14 protein-coding genes and 1 tRNA gene are annotated in these 19,986 nt (G+C 74.1%); 6 read left to right on the top strand and 9 right to left on the bottom strand.

Going from position 1 to position 19,986, the window contains the following annotated elements; translation table 11 throughout:
- Positions 1 to 29: 29 nt before the first annotated feature.
- The 9 genes from WME96_RS22260 to WME96_RS22300 all read right to left on the bottom strand — a co-directional run bounded on the left by WME96_RS22260 (position 30) and on the right by WME96_RS22300 (position 13,300).
- A complete protein-coding gene (locus tag WME96_RS22260) occupies positions 30 to 1,004 on the bottom strand; it encodes a S66 peptidase family protein (RefSeq protein WP_437292098.1) in 975 nt (324 codons plus the stop codon).
- A gap of 67 nt (positions 1,005 to 1,071) precedes the next feature.
- Positions 1,072 to 6,219: a hypothetical protein gene (locus WME96_RS22265; RefSeq protein ID WP_437292099.1), complete on the bottom strand. Its 5,148-nt coding sequence runs from the start codon at positions 6,217 to 6,219 to the stop codon at positions 1,072 to 1,074.
- Positions 6,220 to 6,395: 176 nt separating this feature from the next.
- Entirely contained in the window at positions 6,396 to 7,982 is a 1,587-nt protein-coding gene (locus WME96_RS22270) for a serine/threonine-protein kinase (RefSeq protein ID WP_437292100.1), read from the bottom strand.
- Positions 7,983 to 8,144: 162 nt separating this feature from the next.
- Positions 8,145 to 9,161 carry a hypothetical protein gene (locus WME96_RS22275; protein WP_437292101.1) on the bottom strand — a complete coding sequence of 339 codons (1,017 nt, stop codon included), beginning with the start codon at positions 9,159 to 9,161 and terminating at the stop codon, positions 8,145 to 8,147.
- Positions 9,161 to 10,255 (bottom strand): tetratricopeptide repeat protein, encoded by a 1,095-nt coding sequence (locus WME96_RS22280; RefSeq protein ID WP_437292102.1) that lies wholly within the window; start codon positions 10,253 to 10,255, stop codon positions 9,161 to 9,163. The genes WME96_RS22275 and WME96_RS22280 overlap by 1 nt, the downstream gene beginning before the upstream one ends.
- A 98-nt stretch (positions 10,256 to 10,353) precedes the next feature.
- Positions 10,354 to 10,662, bottom strand: coding sequence for a hypothetical protein (locus WME96_RS22285; RefSeq protein ID WP_433937520.1), 309 nt, complete (start codon positions 10,660 to 10,662; stop codon positions 10,354 to 10,356).
- A 56-nt stretch (positions 10,663 to 10,718) separates the two neighbouring features.
- Positions 10,719 to 11,789: a DUF4190 domain-containing protein gene (locus WME96_RS22290; protein WP_437292103.1), complete on the bottom strand. Its 1,071-nt coding sequence runs from the start codon at positions 11,787 to 11,789 to the stop codon at positions 10,719 to 10,721.
- Between the two features lie 66 nt (positions 11,790 to 11,855).
- Positions 11,856 to 13,181 (bottom strand): hypothetical protein, encoded by a 1,326-nt coding sequence (locus tag WME96_RS22295; protein ID WP_437292104.1) that lies wholly within the window; start codon positions 13,179 to 13,181, stop codon positions 11,856 to 11,858.
- 32 nt (positions 13,182 to 13,213) lie between these two features.
- Positions 13,214 to 13,300: transfer RNA gene (locus WME96_RS22300), tRNA-Leu, on the bottom strand.
- 289 nt (positions 13,301 to 13,589) lie between these two features.
- Between WME96_RS22300 and WME96_RS22305 the strand changes: the two genes are divergently transcribed.
- The 6 genes from WME96_RS22305 to WME96_RS22330 all read left to right on the top strand — a co-directional run bounded on the left by WME96_RS22305 (position 13,590) and on the right by WME96_RS22330 (position 19,974).
- On the top strand, positions 13,590 to 14,924 hold the full coding sequence (locus WME96_RS22305; protein ID WP_437292105.1) for a dihydroorotase: 1,335 nt from the start codon (positions 13,590 to 13,592) through the stop codon (positions 14,922 to 14,924).
- Positions 14,921 to 16,381, top strand: coding sequence for a 30S ribosomal protein S12 methylthiotransferase RimO (gene rimO, locus WME96_RS22310; RefSeq protein ID WP_437292106.1), 1,461 nt, complete (start codon positions 14,921 to 14,923; stop codon positions 16,379 to 16,381). Before WME96_RS22305 ends, rimO begins: the two co-directional genes overlap by 4 nt.
- Positions 16,382 to 16,484: 103 nt before the next feature.
- Positions 16,485 to 16,889, top strand: coding sequence for a hypothetical protein (locus WME96_RS22315; protein ID WP_437292107.1), 405 nt, complete (start codon positions 16,485 to 16,487; stop codon positions 16,887 to 16,889).
- Positions 16,890 to 16,976: 87 nt separating this feature from the next.
- The gene (locus tag WME96_RS22320) at positions 16,977 to 18,422 is read left to right on the top strand and encodes a sigma-54-dependent transcriptional regulator (protein WP_433937788.1); all 1,446 of its coding nucleotides are present in this window, start codon (positions 16,977 to 16,979) and stop codon (positions 18,420 to 18,422) included.
- Between the two features lie 195 nt (positions 18,423 to 18,617).
- Positions 18,618 to 19,208, top strand: coding sequence for a prepilin-type N-terminal cleavage/methylation domain-containing protein (locus WME96_RS22325; protein ID WP_437292108.1), 591 nt, complete (start codon positions 18,618 to 18,620; stop codon positions 19,206 to 19,208).
- Between the two features lie 157 nt (positions 19,209 to 19,365).
- The gene (locus tag WME96_RS22330; RefSeq protein WP_437292109.1) at positions 19,366 to 19,974 is read left to right on the top strand and encodes a type IV pilin protein; all 609 of its coding nucleotides are present in this window, start codon (positions 19,366 to 19,368) and stop codon (positions 19,972 to 19,974) included.
- Positions 19,975 to 19,986: the final 12 nt, after the last annotated feature.

The raw sequence follows: 19,986 nt of genomic DNA on the forward strand, positions 1-19,986 counted from the left end.
CGCGCGGCGCGGGCGTGGCGACCGGGTGCTCAGGCGCCCGCGAGCGTGACCACGGCGTCGGGGCCGCGCGAGAGGACGCGCGCGCAGCCGCCAAGGATGGCGGGCTCGTTGCGGAGGCCATGGCCGATCGGCAGCCCTGCGACGACGGGGACGCCCAGCGGGAGCAGCCTGTCGCGGAGGACCTCGTCCACCGTGACGCCGTCGGGACCCGGGTCGCATTGCTCGAAGTCGCCGAGGACCACGGCCGCGGCCGGGGCGAGGTGGCCGCCGACCTCCAGCGTCGAGAGCATGCGATCGATGCGGTACGGACGCTCGGTGACGTCCTCGAGCAGGAGGACGCACCCCTCCGGCACCCGGAGGCGGCCGGCCGCTGCGCAGGCGTGGAGCAGGGCCAGGTTGCCGCCGAAGAGCGGCCCCTCCGCGGCGCCGGCGCGCAGCGCGGTCAGGCCGTCGAAGCGGCGCTCGCCGAGCGGATCCTCGAGGGCGCGGATCAGCGCGGCGCGGGCGCGGGCGTCGCCGCGGCCGAGCGCGGCGACGTGGGCGCCGTGGAGCGACGCCACGCCGGCGCGCGCGGCCTCGACGTGGAGGGCGGTGATGTCGGAGAAGCCGACGATCCAGCGAGGGTGCCTGGCGAGGACGCTCCAGTCGAGCCGGTGGACGAACCGGTTCGCGCCGTAGCCGCCGCGGGCCGCGAAGATGGCGCGCACGTCGGGGTGCGAGAGGGCGTGGACGAGCTCGTCCCTCCTGCGCGCGTCGTTGCCGGCCAGGTAGCCGGTCCGCGCGAACAGCCCACGGCTGGAAGGCGCCGACAGCGAGGGCGCCCCGCCGCCGCGGGAGTCGCCGGCGAGCGGAGGACCACCGCCCGTGTCGAAGAGCACGCGATAGCGCTGGGCGAGCCAGATGAGCCCGACCCACGCGAGGACAGGCTCGAACGGGCTGGAGGGGGCGATGACGGCGATGGTGTCGCCCGGGCGGAGCGCCGGGGGGAGGATCAGAGAGGGCATATCTCCTCCTGTGCCTCCGTGACTCACGATCTCCCCGGCACGCGGCGTCTCCGCCCGATCGATGCGACTAGGGAGCACCGGGTTCGTCGTCGAGGAACTCCACCTCTTCCGCGTCGACGTCGACCTCGTCAGAGAGAGGCAGCGGCGGCACCGCAGGCGGGTCGACCGTCAGCGGAAGCGCGAAGTCCCCGACAGCCGCCTGCTGCGGCGCGTGGCCATCGAGGTCCGAGGGCTGTGCGGGGGCGGCCTCCTCACCGGCGAGCTCGGCCGGCGCGAGGAGCCCGGCGCCCTCGGGGGCGAGTTCCTGCCCGGACTCCAGCGCCACGCCGACAGCGCCGACGCTCGCGTCGGCCCCGCTCGCGTCGGCCCCGCTCGCGTCGGCCCCGCTCACCTCGGCCCCGGCGGCATCGTACGACGCGTTGCCGTGGGTTGCCTCGGCCTGCTGCGGCTCGGGCTGCGGCGCCGGCGCCTCGGCGAGCCCGGCGGGCTCCTCCGGCAGCGCCTCGGCAGCGGCATCCATCCCGGGGCCCGCGTGGCCGTTCGCCGCCACGGCCGCGGCGGCGCCAGCGGCCGCCGCCGTCACGGCGGCCTCGGCGCCGAGCGTCTCGAGGCTGGGCACCCGGGGCGCGAGCGGCGGCTCGGTCAGCGACGGGCCCGGCGGCCTGGTCGGCAGCACGGGCGGCGGCGGGGTGCGCTTGAGGTTGCCGGCTTTCGCCCGCTCGATCCCCGCGGTCGCGTCCGGATCCCCCGCCTTCATGCGGAGGACGCGGCGCCAGGCGTCCGCCGCCTCGCGCGCCTCGCCGAGCTCCTCCTCCCAGATGCGCGCCACCTTGCGCGCGAGCTCCGCCCGCTGCGCCGGATCGCGGCCGCGCAGGATCTGGTCCTCGTAGAGCTGGATCATGCCGCGGTGGTCGCCGAGCTCCTGCAGGAGGCTGGAGAGCTCGTTCATCACGTCCTGGTCCGACGGCGACAGGTCGTGGAGCTTCTTCAGATCCGCCGCGGCGCCCTGCCGGTCGCCGAGCACGTCGCGCCGCAGCCTGGACCGCCGCTGGAGGAGCTTGCGCACGAGCGGGCCGTCGAACACCTCGTCCAGCGCGCGGTTCAACGTCGCGCCCACGCGGTGCGGATCGCCCACGTCGCGCCCGAGGGCCTCGAGCGCGTCGAGCGACGCGTCGTCCACGTGCGCGAGCACGGCGTCGCCGAGCCAGCTGAAGGCGCGGTCGACGTCGCCGAGATCCTGGTGGACGATCGCGGCGGCGCGGCGGAGCAGCGCCGCCCGGGTGCGGCCGCCGTCGCGCGAGCCGTGGCCGCCGGCCGCGAGCGCCTCGGCGAGGATCGAGCGCAGCGCGGTCGACGCGGACCGCTCGTCGCCGTCCCTCGCCACCCGCTCGAGGGTAGCGATCGTGTCCTCCTGGACGCCGCCGCCGAGCGCCAGCTCGAAGAAGCTGCGCGCCCTGTCGATGGCGCCGCGCTCGCAGGCGATCTCGGCGGCGCGGGCGAGCGCCGCGAGGCGATCGGCCGGGGTGCGGCACCGGGCCACCTGGCGCTCGAACAGGTCGATGATGAGGCTCGGGGCGTCGGCCAGCGCCGCGAGGCGCACGAGCAGCGGCTCGACCTCGGCGGTCGGCACGCTCGCCAGCGCGCCCTCGCCGTGGTGGACGGCCTCCAGGGGATCGACGCCCACGGAGACCCGGACCTCGGCCTGCCGCACGAGCTCGACCGCGCGCGCCGGGCCCGCGAGATCCCGCGCGAGGAGGTCGTGCGCGACGGAGAGGGCCTCGCGATCCTGGAGCTCCACCGCGATCGCCTCGAGCTTCCCCCCGAGGGCGGCGTCGGCGGTCCGCGAGCGCGCGAGCTCCATCGCGACGCGCGCCGCGTCGCGGTGGCGGCCGACCTCCACGAAGCGCTCGAACGCGCCGCGCAGGGCGACGTCGCGCCCGGCGCGCGCGAGCGACTCGTTCCAGGCGACGAGCTTGGTCGCGACCACGCCCTTCCAGCCGATCCGGTCGCCGAGCGCGATGTACGCTTCCCGGCACGCCTCGTCGCCCTGGTCGGCGAGCTTCTCCAGGAGGGCCATCGCCTCGTCGCTCCTGCCGAGCGCCTGGTCCAGGATCTCGGCGAGGCGGCGGGTCATCGCCGACGCCTCGTCCTCGTCGCCCTCCACCTCGATCAGGAGCGCCAGGAGGCGCGCGACCTTCGGCCAGTCGTTCAGGCGCTCGGCGAGCCGCTGGAGCCGGGCGACAGCGTCGAGATCGTCGGGCTCGGCGGCGTGGACGACCTCGAGCGCCCTGACGGCGCCGTGCGGATCGTCGAGCGGCCCCTCGTACAGGGCCGCGAGCCGCTGCGCGATGTCGAGCCGCTCAGGGCCGCCCACGAGCGCGAGCTCGCGCTCGAGAGCGCCGGCGGCGCCCCTCAGGTTGCCGCGCTGCTCCTCGAGCGCGGCGATCGCCCGGAGCGCGTTCCGGTTCTGCGGATCGAGGTCGGCCACGATCGCCTCGTAGCGGGCGATCGCCGCGTCGATGTCGCCGGAGCCCTCCGCGAGCATGCGCGCCTCGCGCATGGCGATCGAGATCTTGCCGGGGTTGCTGTCCGTGAGCGCGCTGAGCCGCCGCAGGAGCTCCGCGCCCAGCTGGTGATCGCCGCGCTCGCTGGCGTCCTCGGCGAGCCGCGCGAGCGCTTCGGCGTCCTCGCCGTCGGACAGCAGGAGCGAGAGCGTCGCGCGCTCGCCGTCGCGATCGCCGAGCTCGCGCTGCACCGTGGCCGCCTCCCGCCGCGCCGCGACGCGCTGCGCGCGGTCGCCGAGCTGCTCGGCGCGGGCCAGCAGGAAACGCGCGAGCTCGGGCAGCCGGTGGGTGCGCCGGTAGAGGTCCTCGATCGCGGGCCCGGCGGCGTCGCCCGCCGGGTCGAGCTCGATCGCGCGCGCGACCCGGTCGAGCGCGCCCTCGACGTCGCCCGCGCCGAGGAGCAGCTCCGCGGCCTGGACGAAGAGCGCGGGGCGCGCCTTGCGGTCGACGAGCAGCGCCCGCTCGCAGAGCGCCCTCGCCGCCTCGACGAGCCGCCCCGCGGCGACGTAGGCCTTCTCCGCGTGCTCCCACAGCTTCGGCTGCCGCACGAGCTCGGCCACCTGGCTGAACGCGTCGCCCGCGGCGCCCGGCTCGCCGAGCCGCATCCGGAGCTCGCCGAGCTTCTGGAGGAGCGGCGCGCGGGTGAGCTTGTCCTGGAAGCGAGAGGCCGCGTCGGCGAGGACCTGCGCCGCGAGGTCGAACCGCTCGCCCCGCTCGAAGAGCTTGACGGCGGCCTGGATCGCCGTGCCGTCCTCGGGCGACAGGCCCGCGACGCGGACCCACGCCTCCGCGGCCGCGATCGGATCGCGGCGCTTCTGCTCGTGGAGCGAGACGAGCTTCTTCTCGATCTCGATCTTCTGCGCGACGTCGGGCGTGGCCGCGGCCTCCTGCTCGAGCACCGCGGCGAGGTCATCCCAGCGCGCGCTCCGCTCGAGCAGCCGCCGCAGCTCGGCCTGGGCCTGCGCGTCGGCCGGATCGAGCTCGGAGAGCAGCCTCCAGGCCTGCACCGCCGTGTCGACGTCGCGGAGCTGCGACTCGCACAGCCCCGCGACCTCGCGGAGCTGCGCCTTCCTGCGCTCGACGGGCGCCGTGGGGACGCGCGCGGCCGCGAGCAGGACGTCCCGCAGCTCGGCAAAGCCGTGCTTCTGACGGAGCTGCTCCTCGACCTGCGCGAGCGCGTCCGGGTTGGCCGGATCGGCCGTGAGCACCTCGCGGAGCCTGGCGAGCGGCTGCGGCCTGCGGAGCTCGGCCTGCTGCTCCTCGTCCAGGGGCGGGGGAGCGTCTGCCAGGGCCGAGCCGCCGAGTGCCCCGGGGGCCGGCGTGGAGCCGGGTGCGCCCGGCGCCGGGCGGGAGCTCGGCGCTGCGGCGCTCGAGAGCGGCGCAGGCGCGGCCGGCGTGGGGGCGAGCGGCGCGGCCGGCGTGGGGGCGAGCGGCGCGGCCGGCGCGAACGCGGCGATCGCCGGCTCAGCGGCGATCGCCGTGGCCACCGGCGCAGGGACGCTGGAGGCCGGGGACGGCGGGTAAGAGGGCGCCGCGCCCGCGGCGGGCGGCGCCGACGCCGCGCGCGAAGGCGCGGCGATCGCGCTGACGGGCGGCGGCACCGACGGTAGCCGCGGCGGGGGCGGCAGCACGGACGCCCGCTTGCGCGCCTCGGCGGCCATGAACCCGTTCGGGTTGACCTGGAGGTAAGCGACGTAGCGCGGGCGGAGCTCGGCGGTGCGGCCGAGCTGCTTCGCGTAGTGATCGGCGAGCTGCATCGCGCGGTCGTGCCCGGGCGCCGCGCGGAGCGCGTACACCGAGTACGAGTAGCCGTACTCCCCGTCGTACGTCTCCGCGAGCGCGACGAAGAGCTCCGCGGCCTCGTCGCGCTCCGGCTCGGGTACCGGCTCGCCGGCCTCGATGCGATCGACGATGGCGACGCCGAGCGCCTGGATCAGCCCGACATCGTGCGGCAGGAACGCGCGCGCGTTCCGCAGCGCCACGGTGGAGCCCACGAGATCGCCGGCGCGGCGCCGGATGTCGGCCTCGTCGCGCAGCAGCGCGAGCCGACGCTCCGGGTCGTCGACGAGCGCCTGCTCCATCGCGAAGTAAGGGATCGCCTCGGCGTACTGCTGCTGCGCCTTCAGCATCTCGCGCGCGGCGTAGATGGCGTAGACGTTGTGCGGATCGAGCTCCGCGAGGCGGCGCCAGTTCTCGAGGGAGCGCTCCGGCCGCGAGAGCGGCGGCTCGCTCCACAGCCTGCCGAGCTCCTCGTGCAGGGTCGTGAGCTGCGCGCGCACCTCGGGCCGCTCGAAGAGCAGCGGCGTGAGCGCCTTCACGAGCCGCTCCAGCAGCGCGGCGAGCGCCTTCTGATCGCCCTTCTCTCGGTAGAGCTGCGCCAGCCGCTCCGCGGCCGTCCGCTGCGTCGGGTCCTTGTCGATGGCGATCATGAGCGTGCGCGCGGCGTGGTGCGCGTCGCCGATCGTGGTCGACCACACGTTGGCGGCCTCGCTGAGCCAGTGCGCCGCGTACGACGGATCTGCGGTGGAGCTGCCGACGCGCTCGAGCAGCATCGCGTACGAACGTGGGTCCTGCTCCCCGGCTCGGTGCGCATACGCCAGGGCTTCCCCGTCATGCGGATTCGTGACGAGGCGCTGGATGAGCGTTTCCATCTCCCGGGGATCCATCGGTGCGCGGCGAAGTTACACGTTCGCCTCTGCTTCGTACAGCGACTCTCAGCGCAATTCGCCATCGGTCGCCGCCGCTCTTTTCGCGGCGAGCCTCGCGGGAGAGCGGGCCTCCGGCGCTCGCGTGCGGCGCGCGCAGCGAGGCTGCGCGCGTACCGCCATCAGTCGAATTTCACGTACGGCTTGCGCGACTGCGGCGGCCTTCGCTTCGGCGTCGGCGCGGAGGCGGCGCCCGTCGGGTCGGCGGCGCTGACCGCGCTCGCGGGGCTCGGCGACGCGGGCGGCGGCGCTGTCACCGCGGACGGCGGCGCTGTCGCCGCGGACGGCGGCGCTGTCACCGCGGGCGGCGGCGCCGGCGCCGCGGGCTCGACGGCGCGCGGCGGGGCATCGCGCGCGACCGCGTCCGCGAGCGCCCTCGCCTCGTGCGCCACGCCCTTCTCGAGCCTGCGCACGCCGTCGCCGGCAGGGCGGCGGAGCTCGCGCACGGCGAACGCCGTCACGATCAGGGACAGCGCGACCGTCCCGACGACAACGCGCGAGGCGCGCCGCCGCGGCGCGGGGCGCAGCGTGCTCGGCGTGTGCGAGGCGTCCGCGCCGTCGCCCACGACCGCGAGCAGCTCGCTCGTCGCGCCGACCTCGTTCGGCGGAGGGCGGCTCGATCGCTCGCGGCTCAGGCTCGGCCTCGCCTCGTCCATCGCGCGATCGAGCTCCGCGATGAACTCCTGCGCGCTTCGCGGCCGGTCCTCGGGTCGCTTGGCGAGCGCGCGCTCGAGGAGCTGCGACAGCGACGGCGGGATCCCGGCTTCCGGCGCCGCCTCGATCGCCGGCACGGGCGCCGTCTTGATGTGCCTCGCCATCACGACGACGGCGTCGTCGTCGATGAACGGCGGCCGCCCGGCGAGCATCTGATAGAGCAGCACGCCGAGCGAGTAGAGATCGCTCCGCGCGTCGAGCGCCCTGCCCTGCGCCTGCTCCGGCGACATGTATCGCGGCGTACCGAACACGGTGCCGGCCTGGGTCTCGAGGGCGTCGACCGGCCGCTCGGCGCCGGTCATCACCTTCGCGATGCCGAAGTCGAGCACCTTGCAGATCTCCTCGTGCTCGCCCGCCGGCGGCCTGGCCAGGAACAGGTTGTCCGGCTTCAGGTCCCGGTGGATGATCCCCTTGTCGTGCGCCTCGGCCAGCGACAGGAGCGCGTGGCGCGCGAAGCGGACGGCGTCGCCGACGCGCAGCCGCCGCAGCCGCTTGAGCCGCTGCCCGAGCGACTCGCCCTCGAGGAGCTCCATCGCGAGGTAGAGGGAGCCGCTGCTCCACGTCGCCCCGTCGGGTGAGCTCTGCTCCGCGGACCGACCGCGGCCGAAGGTCGGGTCCGACGAATCGTCCACGATCTCGCCGAAATCGAAGACGGTGACCGTGTGCGGCGAGCGGAGGAGGCTCATCGCGCGCGCCTCGCGCGTGAACCGCGCCTTCGCCTGCGCGTCGAAGGCCCTGTCCGACCGCAGGATCTTGATGGCGACGTCGCGGCCCATCGCCTCCTGGCGGGCGCGGTAGACAGTGCCCATCGAGCCGGCGCCCAGCTTGCCGACGATCACGAACCGGTCCGCGATCGTGAGCCCGAGGAACGCATCTCCCTCGGCCTCGGCGAGCACCTCGCGGCTCACGAGGGCCAGCCCGTCGTGCGGGCAGCGCGGCAGCCTCGCGCCCGCGCCCGCCCGGGAGCCGCCCTCGCTGGCGGCGGGCGGTGGCACGCTGGACGAGCTCCTCGCGTCCTGAGCGACCGACGCAAGGTGGTGACATCGCGGGCAAATCAGCGCCATGGCCCGGCTGGGCTCGCCCGTGGGCCCGGGTGCGCTGGCTGGGAACTGGCCGTCCGCTGTAGGAGCTACCACCGGGATGGGGGAGATCGTCCGTTACTTGGGCTCACACCGCAAGGCCCACGACGAATCGGTCCCGTGAGGGCGACATCCGAAGCGCGCGATGTCGCCGCACGACGCCTCGCCGCAACAGACATCGCTACAGAATCCCTGACTTTCTCCAGGGTCCCTGACGCAAATGCCGCCACGACACGCATCATCCGTGGTGCACGGAACACCGACGGCCGAGAAGCTGTGTTCGTCGAGCAGCTTGGTGCAGGCCCGGACGGTCGAGCCTTCGGGGAGGTCGACCTCGGCGCAGCCGACGATCTGCATCACGTCGCCGGGCGACGCCGGGCACATGTCCGATGCGCAGCACGGGATCGTGCACCGGTCGCCGATCCCCTCGAGCGCGGCGCAGAGCCCGGAGGAGCAGTCCGCGTGCTCCTCGCACTCCTCGAAGTAGCCGCGGCTGCCCGTGCCGGGCAGCCGGCACGCCCAGGCTGTCCCGGCCGAGACGAGGCCTGTCGTCAGGCGGCATACCGCTGGCGCCGCGCAGTTGGTGTCCGAGCAGCAGGTGTCGACGCAGGCGCTGTCGATGCACATGCCTGAACGGCAGTCACCAGGCGCGGCGCACGCATCGCCGGTGCGCCCCGTGCCCACCGCCGGCCGGCCGACGTCCCTGCCGACCCGGCAGAGACCGCCGCCGCCCTGCTCGGGTACCCAGCAGACTGCGTCGCGGACGGGATCGCAGTCGCTGGAATTGCAGCAGGCGCGCGCGCAGACGCTCGGTCCCTCGCCGCCGAACCTGGTGGGATCGAGGCAGAAGTCGAGCGCTCCGCAGTCGCTGTGCGCTGCGCAGGGCGCGCCCAGCGCGCGCTCGCCGAGCATCTCGACGCAGGCGCCGTCCCGGCAGAGGGCGCGCTCGGGGCACGCCGGGGGTCCGATCGCGCCCTCCTCGGAGCAGAGCACCGCGTCCAGCTCGCCGTCGACGAGGAGCTCGCACCCGACGCCGAGCGCCACGAGCGCCGCGAGCAGCCGGTGAAGCCGCCGCCCCGCGGCGCCGGGGCCCATCAGAACTGCACCAGGAGCCGGGCTCCGTCGGCGCCCAGCGACAAGCTGACCTCCGGCGCCGCCTCCCCTGGACGCGCGCCGCGCGACAGCGGGCCCTCGCCGCGACCCGGGACGGGGGAGAGCGCGCGAGCGGTCAAGGCCGGGCGAGAGGCGCCCGGGCGCGCCGCGGGGGCGCGCGGCGAGAGGTACAGGTAGAGCGCCGCGACCCCGGAGAGCCCGGCGACCAGCACGGCCACGTCCGCGACGACGGCGTAGCGGTGGGCGGCGCTCGCGTCGGCCTGCAGATCGGCGACGGAGAGGCCGTCGCCCGTGCGCTCGCGGGGGCTGGGATCGCGCGCCACGGCGAGCGCGGCGAACACGCCGCCGACGACGAGAGACCCGGCGGCGATGCCGCCGCTGATGAAGAGCCAGGGCCTGGGAGGCCTCGGGTTCGCCGCGACGACGGAGCGCCGCGGCAGGAGCGACACGCGCGGCAGGAGCGGCAGCGGCGCGGCGGTCCCGGCGGGGGACGGGGGCGCCGCCGGCGACGGCTTCGCGCTGGAGAGCTCCCGCTTCGCCCCCTTCAGCCGCTTGAGGACCGCCATGACCTGCTCGCGCTCCTTCGGGAGCGTCTCCATCGCGAGGTAACGAACATAATAGTGCTCGGCCCTGTCGATCTCGCCCAGCCTCTCGTGGATCACGGCCAGGTTGTAGATGAGCTCTTTCCCCTCGGGATCGAGCTCCACCGCGGCCTCGAGCTTCGCGATCGCCGCGCGGTACTCGCCGTGCTGGTAGAGCCCCTGCGCCTGGTCATGCAGCGTGGTGGCGCGCTCGATGCGGCGCCGCTTCTCCTCCGCCTCGGGCGACGGGGCGGGGTTCGGCGCCTTGCCCTGCGATGCCGGCGCGGCGCCGGGCGACGCGGGCGCGGCCCCCTGCGACGCCGGCGCGGCGCCGGGCGACGCCGGCGCGGCCCCCGGCGAGTCGAGCGGCGCCTGCGCGGCCGACACCGGCGCCGCCCAGAGCGCGGCCACCGCGAGCACGCACGCGGCGCGCGCGGCGGCACGCCGGGCGTCGGGGCTGCTCGAGCGAGGCAGGCGCGCTTCCGCGTTCGTCACGGCCGCCCACCATAGCGTAACTTCCGCGCGGAAAGACCCTGCTGCGTCGCGCAATCCTGCGCGCGGTCCTCGGCGACGGGGCGCCCCGCCCTCGCCGATCACCGGAGCTTGCAGCGGTACTCGCCGGCGAGCACGAGCGCCCGCTCGCACCTGACGTCCACCGTGCGCTTCGCCGTGGTGAACTCGAACGTCTGTCCGAACGGCGTCCGCTCCAGGCGGGTCATCCGCGCTCTGCAGCCGTCGCTCGCGCGACGCCCCTCCGGCGCGCCCGCGGCGGCGTCCTCGCCGCACGCCACGAGCGCGGCCGCGCGCTCGACGTCGGCGTTGTCGGAGAAGACGTTGTAGGCCGCCGAGGCGCTGAACGCGACACAGAGGACGAAGAGGGCGAGCTGGACGAAGCGCTTCACGGGCCGAGCTTACCCTGTTCAGCGCGCGGAAGGCCGTGCGGCGCGCGGGAGGCCGGTCAGAGCCGCATGCCCGAGCCGGGCAGCGGGTGCCACGGCTGGCGGCGGGTCGTGTACTGGCCTCGCACGAACGCCCCGAGCACGGGCGCGATGTTGCGCGCGATGTCATCGTCCCACTCGCCGCCGTTGATCCCGTCCTGCGGCGTGAGATCGGGCGAGAGCAGGAAGAAGCCGGGGTAGAGCCGCCGCGGCATCTTGATCTGATCGAGGTCCTCCTTGAAGACGTCGATGTCCACGCGCACGAGCCGCACGCTCCGGAGCGCGGTCTGCATCAGCGGGTCGCTGAGCGACCGATCGACCCCGCGGCACGGCTCGCACGGATCGCTCGTCGTCATCACGAGGACCTTCTCGCCGCGGGCGTGCGCCTCCGCGCGCTGCCTGGCGAGCTCCTCGCTGAGCGTGGAGATGTCGACGCCGATATCGACGATGGAGAGCCCTCCGACGCGCCGGTGGGTCGTGTGCTGCGGGACGCTGCCGCTGGGCTGCGCGGCCGCCGGAGGAGGCGCGTCCGGCAGCGGCGCCGCCGGGGACGCGGCGCTCGCCGGCTCCGGCGAGGTCTCCCCCTCGCCGACGGCCGAGGCGGTCTCGCCGCCGCTGTACGTCGTCCACGCCCACACGCCGAAGCCGATCGCGGAGCTCCAGCAGAGCGTGAGGAGCACGCCGAGCGAGAGCCCCACGCTGGCGAGCGCATATCCCCTGCGGGCGCCGGGGGCGCGCTCGATCTCGCGGCGGGCCGCCCAGCCGAAGACGATCGCGGCGACGGCCCCGAGCGGGCCGAAGAGGGCTGCCACGACCGAGCTCACCGCCAGCGTCGAGAGCTGCCGCCGCTCCGGCGGGAGCGGCGGGGTGAGGTAGGGGTCGTGGATGAACGGGAGCTGCGTGGAAGCGCCGCCCGACGACGCCGCAGCGGGCGCGACAGCTGCGCGCGCCGCCTGGTCGCAGGGGGGTGCGCTGACAGGCAGCTCGCCTTCGGAGGGCAGGATGTCCGCCCGCGCATCTCGGAGCGCCTCTGCCGGCTCGTTCGCATCGCGGTTCGGCGGTGACTGACTCGGGCCGAATGCGTGGCTCACGTCCCTCATCCTAGCGCCGGAGTCCGCGTTACGCCCGCCATACGCGGGCCCGCCGTCGCGCCGGGCTCAGGGGATACAGGCGCGCTCGATCACCCGCAGAACTGCGCGCTTCGTGCTCACACCGGGGCTCATCGCCTCCGTCCATGCGACGCCCACGCGCTCGCCAGCGACGGCCACGCTAGGAGGATCCTTGACGGGATTCACCCCATCCGACACCCGGATCCCCCGGGCAGCAGGCGCTCCGTCGGCGCCCAGCTTGACGAGGAGCGTCTGCCCATCGGCCTTGCCGTCGTGGCCGACCCACGCGACGAGCGCCCCGTCCTTGCCCGGCGAGAGCGCGCGCCACTTGCCCTTGCCGATCACCCAGGCCGCCCCGCGCGGCCGCGCCTCGGCGTCCAGCGCGCGGGCGATCAGCGTGGGGCCCTCGCTCCAGAGCAGGATCGCCCCGGCGCCGCCGGCGGCCACGAGCCCGAGCCGCTGGTCCCTGTCCGGCGTCTCCTGAGTCGCGACGGCCGAGCGGTCGCTGCCCTGGGGCTTCGCGACGAGGTGGGCGCTCCCTTCCCTGCCGGACGCGTCGAACCGCGAGGCCCGGATGCTCCCGTCGTCCTCGTCGTGCCACGCGACGAGGTAGCTGCCGGACGCGTCGACGGCGACCGCCGGCCAGCGCGGCTTCCTGGTGTGGCGCGTGACCCCGACCGCCTTGAGCTGCGGCTGCGCAGGATCGACCGGCGCGAACTGGAATACCCCGAGCTTGTTGCGCTCGGCCCCGAAGGGCGCCGCCGCCACCAGGGCGCCGCCCGGAGCGGGCGCGAGGGCGACGTGATCGCTGACGTCCCTGCCGATGGCGCCGACGCGCAGGGTCTCCGCGGGCGGGTTCGTCTCCCAGCGGGGCCGGGCGTACGCGAGCCCCTCGGCGTCGAACCATGTGACCGTCCACGCCTCCCCCGCGGAGAAGAGCCGGAGCCCCGGCTCGCGCGTGATCGAGATCGCCCTCGCCCGGGCGATCTGCCGGGCGTCGCTGTCGAAGCCGGCGAACGCGATCTGCGCGTCCCCTCCTTTGAGGTCGACGAGCCACACGGCGCCGAACGTGCCGTCGGCGCGCCCGGCGATGCCCATCCCCTCGCGCAGGATGTACGTCGCTATGTCCCCCGTCTTGACCTTGCAATCCGCGAGGGTGGCGAGGGGGACGAACTCCTGCACGCCGGCCCCGCGCGGGGGCTCGAGCTCGGCCGGCGCGGTCGCCGCCGCCGGCTCGACCGAGGCGCTCGATGCAGGGGTCGCGACCTCGGACGTCGGTTCGCTCGAGCCGGGAGCCGCCGTCGCGGCGCCCCCCGAACGGGAGGCGCTGCGATCACAGGAAACGCCGACAAAGGCAAGCAGCGAAAGAGCCACTACAGTGGCTAAAGAAGAGCAAGGCGATCGCTTGGTGCGAAGCAGAGGACTTGAACCTCCACGGGAGTTACCCCACTGGAACCTGAATCCAGCGCGTCTGCCAATTCCGCCAGCTTCGCGAGCGGGAGCGCATCACTACCTCGCACCCTCGCGGTTCGTCAAGCTCCGCGTCACGCCCCGAGCGTTTTTCTTCCCTCCCCGTTCGCCGCCCTCGTCTCCCTCGTTCCCCTCCGCTGCCGTCCTCGTCCCCGCCGGTCCTCCCCCGCCGACCCCGCAGCGGTCTCCTCTGTGGCCGGTGCGCGTCGAGCCCGCAGCCGCCTCCCGGCCATCATTCTCCATACCCGCTTGCCCCGCTGTCCCGCGGCGGTGCACGGCGTGAAGCGCATGTGCTAGGGGGAGCCCGCTCCCATGGCGGCCATCGGCTCAACTCCCCCTCTCCTTCTCCTTGTCGGCGTGCGCGCCGTCGACCCGGCTCAGCAGCTCGACGAGGTGGTCGACATCGTCATCGAGGACGGCGTCATCACCCGGGTCGGTCGCGGCGCGGCGACCGACGATCTGCGGCGCGCCGCCCGGGCCGAGATCATCCAGGGAGACGGGCTCCTGCTCCTCCCCGCGTTCGTCGATCTCCACGCCCACCTCCGCGAGCCCGGGCAGGAGTACAAGGAAGACATCGCCTCCGGGCTGGCCGCCGCGGCCGCCGGCGGGTTCGCGCACGTGTGCGCGATGCCGAACACGCGGCCGGTCAACGACACCCGCTCCATCACCGAGGCCATGGTCGCGCGGGCCCGCGCGATCGGGGGTCCCGCGCTCCACCCGATCGGCGCGATCACCATCGGCCAGAAGGGCGCGGAGCTCACCGAGATGGCCGACCTGAAGGAGGCCGGCGCGGTCGCCGTGTCCGACGACGGGCGCTGCGTGACGTCGAGCGCGGTCATGCGCCGCGCGCTCGAGTACGCGAAGACGTTCGACCTCCCGGTCATCCAGCACGCCGAGGATCACGCGCTCACCGAGGGGGCGCAGATGCACGAGGGCGCGATCGCGACGCGGCTCGGCCTCCGGGGCTGGCCCCGCGTGGCGGAGGACATCATCGTCGCGCGCGACGTGCTGCTCGCCGAGGCCACCGGGGCGCGCTACCACGTGGCGCACGTCTCGTCGCTCGGCGCGGTCCGCATCCTCCGCGAGGCGAAGGCCCGCGGGATCGCCGTGACCGCCGAGGTGACGCCGCACCACCTGACGCTCACCGACGCCGCCGTGATCGGCTACGACACCGCGTGCAAGGTCAACCCGCCCCTGCGCGAGCAGGCGGACGTCGACGCGCTCCGCGAGGCGCTCGCGGACGGCACCATCGACGCGATCGCCACCGACCACGCGCCCCACTCCACGCTGGAGAAGGACTGCGAGTTCGCCGAGGCGTCGCCCGGCCTCATCGGCCTCGAGCTCGTCGTCCCGGTCCTGCTCGACCTCGTGCGCCAGGGCGCCCTCCCCCTCGGGCGGCTCGTCGACGCGCTCACCCGCGCCCCGGCCCGCGTCGCGCGGCTGGAGGCGCCCACGATCAAGGCCGGCGCCCGCGCCGAGCTCTGCCTCGTGGACCCGAACCTGAGCTTCGTGCTCGACCCGGCGCGCCTGCGCTCGAAGAGCAAGAACACGCCGCTCCTGGGCCGACAGCTCACGGGCCGCGTCAAGATGACGCTGGCCGCGGGCCGGGTCGTCTTCGTCGACAGCGAGGAAGCAGCAACTCAATGAGCTCGCGCAAGGTCCATTTCGTCAGCCTCGGGTGCCCCAAGAACCGCGTCGACTCCGAGGTGATGCTCGGCGTCGCCCGCGCCGCAGGCTACGCGCACGTCGACGACGCGGCCGACGCCGAGGTGATCGTCGTCAACACCTGCGGCTTCATCGGCGAGGCGAAGAAGGAGTCGATCGACGCCATCTTCGAGATGGCGCAGCACAAGGAGCACGGCAGCTGCAAGCGGCTGGTGGTCGCCGGCTGCCTCTCGCAGCGCCACCCCGAGGAGCTCGCCCGCGAGATGCCCGAGGTCGATCACTTCCTCGGCTCGAGCGACATGCTCAAGCTCGGACAGGTGCTCGCGGGCGACGCGGAGCGGATGCTCGTCGGCAACCCCGCGGAGTGGCTGATCCGCTCGGCCGATCCGCGCACCCTCTCGACCCCCGGCGGCAGCGCGTACGTCAAGATCGCCGAGGGCTGCAACCGCACCTGCTCGTTCTGCGTGATCCCGGATCTGCGCGGCGCGCAGCGCTCGCGGCCGATCGCGGACGTGGTGCGCGAGGTGGAGCAGCTCGCGGCGGCGGGCGTCCGCGAGATCAACCTCATCTCGCAGGACACGATCGCCTACGGCCGCGACGCCGCGGGCCGCGGGTCTGGCGAGGCGCGCTCGACGCTCGCGGAGCTCGTCCAGCGCGTCGCCGACGTGCCGGGCGTGCGCTGGGTGCGGATCTTCTATCTGTACCCCGAGACGATGACCGACGACCTCGTCGAGCTGCTCGCCGGCCACCCGCGGGTCGTGCCGTACGTGGACATGCCGCTCCAGCACGCCGCGGACGCGATGCTGCGCCGGATGCGGCGCGGCCACGGCGGCGAGCGCCTCCGGCGGGTCGTCTCCACGCTGCGCGAGCGCGTCCCCGACCTCACGTTCCGTACCGCGTTCATCGTCGGCCACCCGGGCGAGACCGACGCCGAGTTCGAGGAGCTCTGCGACTTCGTGCGCTGGGCCGAGTTCGAGCGGGTCGGCGTCTTCCGCTACTCCGACGAGGAGACGAGCCGCAGCCACGCGCTCGAAGGCAAGGTCCCCGCGCGCACGGCCGCGAGCCGCTACCGCCGCCTCATGGCGCTGCAGCGGCGCATCTCCCACAAGAAGAGCGCCGCGATGGTCGGGCGCGAGCTCGAGGTGCTCGTCGAGGGGACGAGCGACGAGCACGAGTACGTGCTCATGGGCCGCCACGCCGGCCAGGCGCCCGAGATCGACGGGCAGGTCTACCTCTCCGGCGGCGAGGTCCGTCCGGGAGAGATGTGTCGGGTCCGCATCACGCAGGCGAGCGACTACGATCTGGTGGGCGAGGTGCTCGACGAGGACGAGCGCGGCGCCGCGCCCCCGCTGGCGGGCGACCTCGGCGCGGTGACGGCGAAGCGGCGCGTCGCCCTGCGCGTGCTGCAAACCGACGGGCGCGAGCGCCAACAGAATTGACGGTCGGGCCGCCGGGTGGCGGCGCGACGGCCAGAAATTCCGGCGCTTCGCGGCGCTCGCGGGCGGAGAGAGGGCGGCACACGGTGTGCTATCACCTCGTGCCGTGCCGACTCTCCGCCGCGCTGCGCTTCACTTCGCTTTCGCCCTCGCGACCTCGCTGCTCGCCGGTGCAGCGTGCCTGAGCCCGACCTTGCCGCTGCCGCCGCCCGAGCCGGCCGACACGATGCGGCCCTCCGCGGAAGCGGAGGGGGTGTGGCAGATCTCGGGCAACTGCACCCCCGGGGCGCGCGTCAGCGTCTTCAACGAGCGGACGCAGCGGGGCGTGATCGAGGACGACAGCGACGGGAACGGCCGGTACCATGTCGAGATCGAGGCCGAGCTCTGCGACACGCTCCTCGTCTGGCAGGAGTTGCAGGAAGAGGGCAGCAGCGACAAGGACAGCGAGGCGCAGCGCTTCGTCGTCGAGGAGCGCACGCCCCTCGGCGTCGTGAACGACGCCTGCCCCTGAAGGCCGCGGCGCCCGACGACGCGGCGCGCTGCGCCCGCTGCCCGCCGTGACGCGCGCGCGGGGGGTCGTGATAGTGTGGCTGGCGTGATGGCGTCGATCCCGCCGAGCATCCCGCCGAACGCCACCCGGGTGCTGGTCGTCGATGACGAGCCGGGCCTGCGTCAGGTGCTCACCATCGCCTTCCGCCGCCAGGGCTACGAGGTCGTGATCGCGCCCGGCGCGCGCGCCGCCCTCGAGGCGATCCGGCAGAACCCGCAGCCGTTCCCGCTGATCCTCACCGATCTCGTGATGCCCGACGGCTCGGGCATCGACGTGCTGCGGGCCGCGAAGGCGCGGAGCGGCGCGACCGAGGTGATCGTGATGACCGCGCACTCCACCGTGGAGAGCGCGCTCGACGCCATGCGCCACGGCGCCTACGACTTCGTGACGAAGCCGTTCTCGCCGGCGGAGCTCACCGCGCTCGCCGCGAAGGCGCTCGAGAAGAGCTCGATCGTCGCCGAGAACCAGCGGCTGCGCGCGCAGCTCGAGCGGCTCGACCTGCCGTCGCGCGAGCCGCTCGGGACGAGCCCGGCGATGCAGCGGATCTCGGAGCTCATCGCCAAGATCGCGCCGACGCGCACGACCGTGCTGCTCACGGGCGAGAGCGGGACCGGCAAGGAGCGCATCGCCCGCGCGATCCACGACCAGAGCGACCGCGCGGCGAAGCCGTTCCTTGTCGTCAACTGCGGGGCGCTGCCCGAGGCGCTCATGGAGAGCGAGCTGTTCGGCCACGAGAAGGGCTCGTTCACGGGCGCGGGCGCGCGCTCGATGGGGCTGTTCCGGGAGGCCGACGGCGGGACGCTGCTCCTTGACGAGATCGGGGAGCTCCCGGCGGCGCTGCAGGTGAAGCTGCTCCGCGTGCTCCAGGAGCGGAAGGTGCGCCCGGTCGGCGCTGCCGCGGAGATCGCGGTCGACGTCCGGGTGCTCGCCGCGACCAACCGCAACGTGGAGACGGAGGTCCGCGAGGGCAGGTTCCGGCAGGACCTCTACTACCGGCTCAACGTCATCCGCATCGAGCTGCCGCCGCTGCGCGAGCGCCCGGGGGACATCTCGCGGCTCGCCGACCGCTTCCTGCGCCGCTTCGCCGCCGAGCTCGGCAAGGACGTCCGCGGCCTGACGACGGACGCCGTGCGCGCGCTCGACGCCTATGCGTTCCCGGGCAACGTGCGCGAGCTCGAGAACATGATGGAGCGCGCGGTGGCGCTCGCCGGGGGCCCCTCGATCGGCCTCGGCGACCTCCCGAGCGCCGTCGCCGGGCTCAGCGCGAGCCCGGCCCCGCTGCTCGCGGAGCTGCCGCCCGGCGGGTGCATGCTCGACGAGGTGCTCGGCGAGGTCGAGCGCCGGCTCATCCTGCAGGCGCTCGAGCGCACCGGCGGCGTTCGCAAGGCGGCCGCGAAGCTCCTCGGCGTCTCGTTCCGGTCCCTGCGCTACCGCCTCGCCAAGCACGCCCTCGCCGCCGACGGGGAGAGCGACGACGAGTCGGAGGGATCCTGACGAGAATCGTCACCGCCCGGCGCCCCGCAGTGACGGTTTTCGTCACCGCCGGAAACGAACACAACCACACACCTCCAGCATCTCGAGCTCCTGTCTCGAGGAAAACCGAGGCAACTCATGGGCTTTCCGCGCAAGTCGAAGAAGACTCCGAGCCGCGCTCTCCCTGGCACGTCGCCTGCTGAGAGGTCCTGGAGAATGCGGAGCGGGCAACGACAGCGACGCGCTGCGCGACGAGGGTTCACCCTCGTCGAGCTCCTCGTCGTCGTCGGGATGGTGGGTGTCCTCGCGGCGCTCGCGCTCGTCGGGTACCGCAGGTACATGGCCTCGGCGGGCATCGCCGAGCCGAAGGCGGTGATGCAGGGGATCCGCGGTGGGCAGGAGTCCTACCGGGCGGAGATGCTCGAGTACCTGAACGTCTCTCAGGGATCGCTCGATCAGAGCCACTGGTATCCCGGCGGGACGCTCGGCGACATGAAGCGCGGCTGGGACGACACGGGCCACACCGATTACGCGCGATGGCGGATGCTCAACGTGACCACCGATGGCGCGGTCCGCTTCGGTTACGCGTCGGTGGCCGGCATCGGGAACAGCTTCTCCGCGACCCCGAACAGCGGCTTCACCTGGGGCGGGCTGTCGCAGGCCCCGCTGAGCGATCCGCAGTTTTTGCCCAGGGGGCCCTGGTACGTCATCCAGGCCGTCGGCGATCGCGATCGGGATGGGACCTATGCCTTGCTCCTGACGACATCGACGATGTCCGGGATCTACTGGGAGAACGACACGGAGTGACGGAGCAGGATGGTTTGCCGCGTCGCGGGCGCCGAGCGCGCCTGCTCCGCGGGAGAGGTTTTCGCACTGCGGGCTGGCCGGGCCCCGCACTGGCGTCGTGACGGTCAGTCTCGGCAACGCATCCAATTAAAGAAAGCATCACGGAGGATCGACACTCATGCGTGCACTGAAGCGATACGACAGAAGAGGCTTCACGCTCGTCGAGCTCATGATCGTGGTCGCCATCATCGGCGTCCTCGCCGCGCTCGCGATCTTCGGCGTCCGCCGGTACCTCGCCAGCGCGAAGACCTCGGAGGCCAAGAACTCCGTGGGCGCGATCACCCGCGGCGCCGCCGCCGCGTTCGAGCGCGAGACGGCGGCGTCCGAGATCCTCGCGGGCGGGAACAACTCGGGGACCGCGAGCCACAGCCTGTGCACCAGCGCCACCCCGGTGCCTGCCGGCGGCCCGCCGATGGGCGTCAAGTACCAGCCCAACACGGCCGAGGGCTCTGACTTCGAGCAAGGCACCTCGACGGGAAGCTGGAAGTGCCTGAGGTTCTCGATGACCCAGCCGATCTACTACCAGTATCACTATTACCAGGGCACCCGCGTCCCGGGCGTCACGCAGGGGCCCGACCCCGGCGCCACCGGCTTCGAGGCCGGCGCGGTCGGCAACCTCGACGCGGACGCGGTCAACAGCTACTTCACCCGCGGCGGCACGGTGGACGCCGCGACCGGGCAGCTCGCCCTGGCCACGCAGGTGAACATCGAGAACGAGTACGAGTGACGTGCTCCCTGG

This window comes from Sorangium sp. So ce406 (assembly GCF_051474675.1).
Taxonomy (GTDB): domain Bacteria; phylum Myxococcota_A; class Polyangia; order Polyangiales; family Polyangiaceae; genus Sorangium; species Sorangium cellulosum_G.

Excerpts from the sequence above, each read along its gene's own strand:
- WME96_RS22260 (WP_437292098.1), bottom strand. The coding sequence starts at position 1,004 with ATGCCCTCTCTGATCCTCCCCCCGGCGCTCCGCCCGGGCGACACCATC.
- WME96_RS22265 (WP_437292099.1), bottom strand. The coding sequence starts at position 6,219 with ATGGAAACGCTCATCCAGCGCCTCGTCACGAATCCGCATGACGGGGAA.
- WME96_RS22275 (WP_437292101.1), bottom strand. The coding sequence starts at position 9,161 with ATGGGCCCCGGCGCCGCGGGGCGGCGGCTTCACCGGCTGCTCGCGGCG.
- WME96_RS22305 (WP_437292105.1), top strand. The coding sequence starts at position 13,590 with ATGGCGGCCATCGGCTCAACTCCCCCTCTCCTTCTCCTTGTCGGCGTG.
- rimO (WP_437292106.1), top strand. The coding sequence starts at position 14,921 with ATGAGCTCGCGCAAGGTCCATTTCGTCAGCCTCGGGTGCCCCAAGAAC.
- WME96_RS22320 (WP_433937788.1), top strand. The coding sequence starts at position 16,977 with ATGGCGTCGATCCCGCCGAGCATCCCGCCGAACGCCACCCGGGTGCTG.
- WME96_RS22325 (WP_437292108.1), top strand. The coding sequence starts at position 18,618 with ATGCGGAGCGGGCAACGACAGCGACGCGCTGCGCGACGAGGGTTCACC.
- WME96_RS22330 (WP_437292109.1), top strand. The coding sequence starts at position 19,366 with ATGCGTGCACTGAAGCGATACGACAGAAGAGGCTTCACGCTCGTCGAG.